The sequence below is a fragment of the Pseudomonas sp. PsB genome (assembly GCF_043658375.1).
In the GTDB taxonomy this organism is placed as follows: domain Bacteria; phylum Pseudomonadota; class Gammaproteobacteria; order Pseudomonadales; family Pseudomonadaceae; genus Aquipseudomonas; species Aquipseudomonas putida_Z.
The window spans coordinates 1-3,996 of the sequence record NZ_JBIGLU010000075.1; the positions used below are offsets into that span (position 1 = coordinate 1).

At 56.2% G+C, this 3,996-nt stretch carries 3 protein-coding genes and 2 pseudogenes; 3 read left to right on the forward strand and 2 right to left on the reverse strand.

Annotated elements, in window-relative coordinates; translation table 11 throughout:
- Nucleotides 1–142: 142 nt before the first annotated feature.
- Nucleotides 143–694: pseudogene (locus ACGLHT_RS29815) on the forward strand (cointegrate resolution protein T); the annotation flags it as partial.
- A 101-nt stretch (nucleotides 695–795) separates the two neighbouring features.
- On the opposite strand, the gene ACGLHT_RS29820 reads toward ACGLHT_RS29815, so the two are convergent.
- Together ACGLHT_RS29820 and ACGLHT_RS29825 are read right to left on the reverse strand one after the other, a co-directional pair.
- Entirely contained in the window at nucleotides 796–1,098 is a 303-nt protein-coding gene (locus ACGLHT_RS29820) for a hypothetical protein (protein ID WP_174824670.1), read from the reverse strand.
- A 390-nt stretch (nucleotides 1,099–1,488) separates the two neighbouring features.
- A pseudogene (locus ACGLHT_RS29825) lies at nucleotides 1,489–2,097 on the reverse strand (transposase); the annotation flags it as partial.
- A 429-nt stretch (nucleotides 2,098–2,526) separates the two neighbouring features.
- Here ACGLHT_RS29825 and ACGLHT_RS29830 point away from each other — a divergent pair.
- Both ACGLHT_RS29830 and ACGLHT_RS29835 read left to right on the forward strand, forming a co-directional pair.
- Nucleotides 2,527–3,195: a hypothetical protein gene (locus ACGLHT_RS29830; RefSeq protein ID WP_223271193.1), complete on the forward strand. Its 669-nt coding sequence runs from the start codon at nucleotides 2,527–2,529 to the stop codon at nucleotides 3,193–3,195.
- Nucleotides 3,196–3,486: 291 nt separating this feature from the next.
- The gene (locus ACGLHT_RS29835; protein WP_135192946.1) at nucleotides 3,487–3,840 is read left to right on the forward strand and encodes a DUF805 domain-containing protein; all 354 of its coding nucleotides are present in this window, start codon (nucleotides 3,487–3,489) and stop codon (nucleotides 3,838–3,840) included.
- Nucleotides 3,841–3,996: the final 156 nt, after the last annotated feature.

The following is a 3,996-nucleotide window of genomic DNA, read 5'->3' on the forward strand; positions in this document are numbered from 1 at the left end:
GTGAGGTTCGCGTTTAACACGGAGAACCGGTCGAAAAAGCTCTCCGTACATGATTTTTCGGTCACTTTTCGTCCAATAACGCTGTAGGTGCCTGGAAAATTGCAACTTGCCGCGGCTGCACGACAAGTTGATCGGAGCATCCCTAAAGGACCGCGATGGACAGATTCGCTCGCTGGAGGAAAAACATCAGCACGCCCGTGATGCCCTGGAGCACTATCGCCAGGCTGCCAAGGAGCAGCGTGAGCAGGAGCAGCGCCGGCACGAGTCTCAGGTGCAACAGCTGCAACTGGAGCTGCGGCAGTTACAGCAGACCCTGATCGTCAAACAGGATGAGCTGACCCAGCTCAACCGCGACAATGCACGGCTGCTCGCCGAGGCGCGGCAGTTACAGAAGGATCAACATGCGCAGCAGCAGCTTCTCACCCAGAAGGCTCAGGCCTTAGAGGTCGCTCAGCGCTCGCTGACCGGAATGGAGCGTACGAATGATGCCTTGGAACAACGCAGTAACACTTTGCAGGCCGAAGTAGCCCGGCTTGGTGAAAGGGCCGAGGTTCAGGCACAAAAAGCGCAGACCTTACAGGAGCGTTTGTCCGAAGCTCTCTTGCAACTGAAGCTGATTGAGCATTCACCGCTTGCCAACGGCGGTGCGGATAGCCATGAACCGTTACCGGGGCCAGAAGCAGACACGCCTTAACTTGGGCGGGCGTCAACTGAGCAACGCCGCCGACGGACTGGATTTGTCAGGGTCGCATCGTCGTGAATGAGATGCTACGAACCGGTCTTTGGCCGGCATACTCAACCTTCGGCCCAAAAATCATCCTTGCGCACCAAACCGAACTCATCCTGATTGGTGTCAAGATCATCATCAAACATGGTGTTAACCATTCGCTCCCGACGTAGCATGGCCAGCGTTCGGAAAAAGCAGGGCTCGCAGAGGTGAACCTCATAACGCTCACCATCATGCTTGGAACCATAGCCCCAACACGCTTGAAGAACGCCAAACTGCTGGCCATAGCCCTCAATACTTGTGCTTTGGCAACAAGCGTCACAGGTAACGTCTGAAGTCGTTTCCGTTGGCTGCATTGCAACGTGCCGCATGATCCTCACCTCCGAGGAGAGAAAGTTTACAGCTGCCATCGAGCCCACATTCGAGACCGAAAATGGAAGATGTCGCGAAGGCCGCCTCGAACCATCACTGGGGAGAAGGATATCTTGAGATTAATTGGGGGTGGGCGAACATGCGCAAGCATGTGAGAGCAACACAAAGCCTAGAAATCAAACATTTATGGTTTGAATGTCTTAATTTCTCCGTTATCTCGTCATGCTTCCATAAAAATCCCCATCATGGAAAAGGCCTGATAAATCAATCAGGTAGGAGAGATGTGAGTGAATTTTCCCCTTATCTCGGCATGGCCCCGTGCCTGGCTGATCCGTCGTTTCATCGAGTGCGATCCATGAACCCCACCTTCTAAAAGATAGGGCCTCAGCTTACCGTGGTATCTCTGGCGAGCAGTTCCATGGCAGCAATGCTTCGTAGTCTGAGACCGACGACGCATACGGCAGGCGCTCAAGTACGTGGCGTAGCCACGTATAGGGCTCCTGGCCGTTGACCTTGGCGGTCTCGACCAAGCTGTATAATACGCTTTGCGGCGTCACCTGGGCGTACGTCTTGTCCAGCCAGCTTTTCAGCTGACCGAGGATCGGTAAGCTTCTTTCCTGGCGACCGATGAACCGCAGTTCGTCGCTGACCTCCTTGAGGTCGCGCTCGATGTCATACAGCTTATTGATCATCGTCAGCGCCACATCGGCTCGTCCGGTCTTACCCTTGGGCTGCACCTTTTGTGCTTCGACGAACTTGCGGCGCGCGTGAACCATGCATGCCAGTCGCTCGATACCGGGCTGCAACGCCAAAGCGTTGTAACCCGCATAATCGTCGGTCATCACATAGCCGCGATAGCCTTGCAGCAGACGCAATGGTACTTCCTGCGCACGGCTGGTGGTGTAGTCGAACAGCACAACTTGTCGATCAGGCGGGCCACTGGCTTGCACCCACTTCCATGCATGCGCTCGATTTTGACGCCTTGGATCTTCCAGGAGCGACCTGTGGAGGGCACGTCCTGTACGCGTAACCAAGGCATGTAGCCGACTCCGGCGCCTGCTCCAAATCCATTTGCGATGTGCCGTTCAATGTCCTGCTTCGATGAAAACCTACGACCGCGCAACCCCACCTCCTCAGCCCAACCGGACCGCTTCACCTCACTCGCAAAAATAGTCATAGGAAAAAACCGACCTACTAAGCGGCCCGTCGATGGAATTCCAACACTACTCCCGCTGACAAGTGAAGCGGCTGATCCGGACAAACGGCTTGGCCCATAAACGGAAAACCCCCGTAAATACGGGGGTTTGCGCGTCGTGTCAAACTATAATTGCTTGTGTCAAACTTTAACCTTTTGTGTCAATCTATAATCCGTGCAACCACCTCATGAGGAGCTCAAAGTCAAATACCAGACGGGATGGATGGTTTCCGTGACCAAGAAACCCGTAGCAACTGAGATGCTCCGTGAGGCATTTCGCACCGTGATGATGACCGGTGACCGTGAACCTGCAGGGCTCTACGACATAGAAGACCTGCTCTGGTTTAGGTCGGTGGTCCGGGGCCTGCCCTTCCCGCCTCAAGAACTGTTCGGCTCTGCTCTGGAGCCAGGGAAATGGCCGCCTTTTCTGAACGGAAGCCTGGCCATCAATGGCGCGACCGCGGATCGACTGGAATCCTTGCTGGAGCGCAGCATGGAGCGAAAGGGTTTGGTGCTTTTTCCGGAAAGCGAGGATGCGCTCTGTGATTCGCTGAACCTGCTCGGTGGGGGTGGTGATGAACGCTGCTGTGCTGAGCTGGTCGGTGGACCGTATCACGGATCGTTTCGCGTCTTCGCCCTGGACGATGATGTCTGGCTGAACCTCTTGGCCATACCCCGGGGATCGCCGGTAGACACGCCAGGCCTGGCTGAGTGCCTGCATCAGACGCTCGGCGAAATCGATGTTGGAGCCCCGGGCCTGGCCGCCATCAATTTCTGGTTAGAGAACCTCATCCAGGGGCACTCATGGAACCAGAGCCTGCTCCTTCTGGGTATGGTTGAGAGCATGCTGGCGACTATCGCCGCATGGCGCGAAGCTGATCGGCCGGCGGATCACAGGTAGCTCAAAGATCGAGGTCGACTTACTGGGTGAGCGCGATCGGGAAGGTATACTCCCACGTCTCAGCACGTCGAGGTCGACCAGGTGTACCTACGCCAACTGTTCTTGAAATTCACTCTGTTCTTCAGCCTCATCATGCTAGGGCATCTGCTCATCCCAAAGGAGGTGGCAGAAACCCTGGTAGATGGTGCCTGGCGTTACATCCTGTGTTTTGCCGGGGGAGCATGCGGACTCTGAGATAGGATGAGTGTCCGAGCTGCAGAGCAGCGGCTCGACATGTCCAAAGGAGCCCGCGTGAATCTTCTCTCCCACTACTGCCGGCATTTCACCGGCGCCTTCAAGTTCAGGAACCGACAGGGTCGGACTTTCTTCTGGCTCTGCCTGCTTGCCGACGTATTCCTGGTATCAGTTTTGGTCGCTTTGAGCCCCTTCGGGTTGCTCGGCAGACTTCTGATCCTCCTCGCGCTTCTGGTCATCGCCGGCAATGCCATTCAGCGTCTGAAAGACGCCGGCGTCTCCCCTTGGATGCTTCTGCTGTGGTTCATCCCCTTCGTTGGCCTGGTAATCCTGGCCATCCTGCTCCTGCTCCCCGGCCGTAAGCCGGTCGACCTGCCAGTCGCACCGCCCTCCTCGCCAAGTGAGCGCTAAGCTGGCCGCATTGAGGCCAACTTATAACAACATAGCCGTCGGCGCTCCCTTTTCCTTCCGCGCCGGCGCACCTCTGCAAGGGGGGCTCGCAGAATTCGGAAAAAATCGTACGCTAAGGTTTTCCGGGCATCCGTAGGGGCCGAAACTTCCCGTCTT

Bases quoted from the DNA above. Each gene is read 5' to 3' on its own strand.
- ACGLHT_RS29820 (WP_174824670.1), bottom strand. From the start codon at position 1,098: ATGCGGCACGTTGCAATGCAGCCAACGGAAACGACTTCAGACGTTACC.